Source organism: Frigoribacterium sp. MEB024 (assembly GCF_000878135.1).
Classification (GTDB): Bacteria; Actinomycetota; Actinomycetes; order Actinomycetales; family Microbacteriaceae; genus Frigoribacterium.
Genome location: NZ_JXQZ01000130.1, coordinates 1 through 1,036 on the forward strand (window position 1 = coordinate 1; position 1,036 = coordinate 1,036).

1 protein-coding gene is annotated in these 1,036 nt (G+C 71.7%); it reads left to right on the top strand.

What is annotated here, in order from left to right; all coding sequences use genetic code 11:
* Window positions 1–184 precede the first annotated feature (184 nt).
* On the top strand, window positions 185–868 hold the full coding sequence (locus tag SZ60_RS15755) for a hypothetical protein (RefSeq protein WP_156155644.1): 684 nt from the start codon (window positions 185–187) through the stop codon (window positions 866–868).
* Window positions 869–1,036 lie beyond the last annotated feature (168 nt).

A 1,036-nucleotide genomic window follows, 5' to 3' on the forward strand; every position in this document is an offset into this window, starting at 1 on the left:
CGGGCCTTCCCGCCACGAAGTAAACATGCCGCCATCTTTTTGCGTGGCGGGATGTTTACTTCGTGGCGGGCTGGTCGGCTGGCGGGCTGGGCGGCGGGCGGGCCGGCTGCCGGTCGGCAGGCGGGCAGGCCGTTGCTGACCTGCGAGACGTGAGGGCATCCGACCGGCTCGATAGGGTTCGGTCATGTTATGGATATCCGTCGTCGGGGTGTTGGCCGGAGTCTGGTGCCTGGTCGCGCCGCCCCGCGCCATGTTGTTCGGCTCGCGCTGGCAGGTGCGCGACGGCGACCGGGCCGAGCCGAGCGACCTCTTGATCCGCTACACCCGGGTCTCGGGCGTGATCCTGATCGTTCTCTCGGTCGGCTTCGGGTTCTGGGGCTTCACCGCGCAGCGACAAGCGGAGGCGCGCGAGTCGTTGCAGGACGCCTGGGACATCGGCGTCTTCTCGTCCTACGGCGACCTGCAGATCGACCTCGACCCCGACGTCGAGCAGACGACCAGCGCGGCCGGTGTCATGTCGCGAAGCGCGGGCGAGCAACAGGGGCTGCCGGTGTGGCAGGCGAAGGTCGTCGGGCGTGACGACCTCGGTGAGCTGGGCGGAGACCTGGCCGACGGTGACGTCGTGGTCGCCGTGCGGCAGGGCAGCTGTCAGCCCGGGACGGTCTTCGTCGAGGAGGGTGCCGACGAGGTCTCGGTGGCGGTGACGGGCGTCTCGACCATCCGGTTCCAGGGCGCGCCGTTGCGCTGCGGCACGTCGAACCCGCTGACGAAGCCCGACGCCGACGAACTCCGCATCGTGCACGTGCCCCTCTCGGCGCCCCTCGGCGACCGTGAACTCGTGCTGCCCGACCCACCGGCGGGCGACTGACCGGCCGCACCGCGCCTCCTGACCCTCGAACGGCGCCCACGCCGCCACGAAGTACACATCCCGCCACCTTTTCCCGTGGCGGGATGTGTACTTCGTGGCGGGGTGGCGAGGCGGCCGGGCGGCCGGGCGGCCGGGTGGCGGGGTGGCGGGGCGGCGAGGCGGCCGGGT

Bases quoted from the DNA above. Each gene is read 5' to 3' on its own strand.
- SZ60_RS15755 (WP_156155644.1), top strand. From the start codon at position 185: ATGTTATGGATATCCGTCGTCGGGGTGTTGGCCGGAGTCTGGTGCCTG.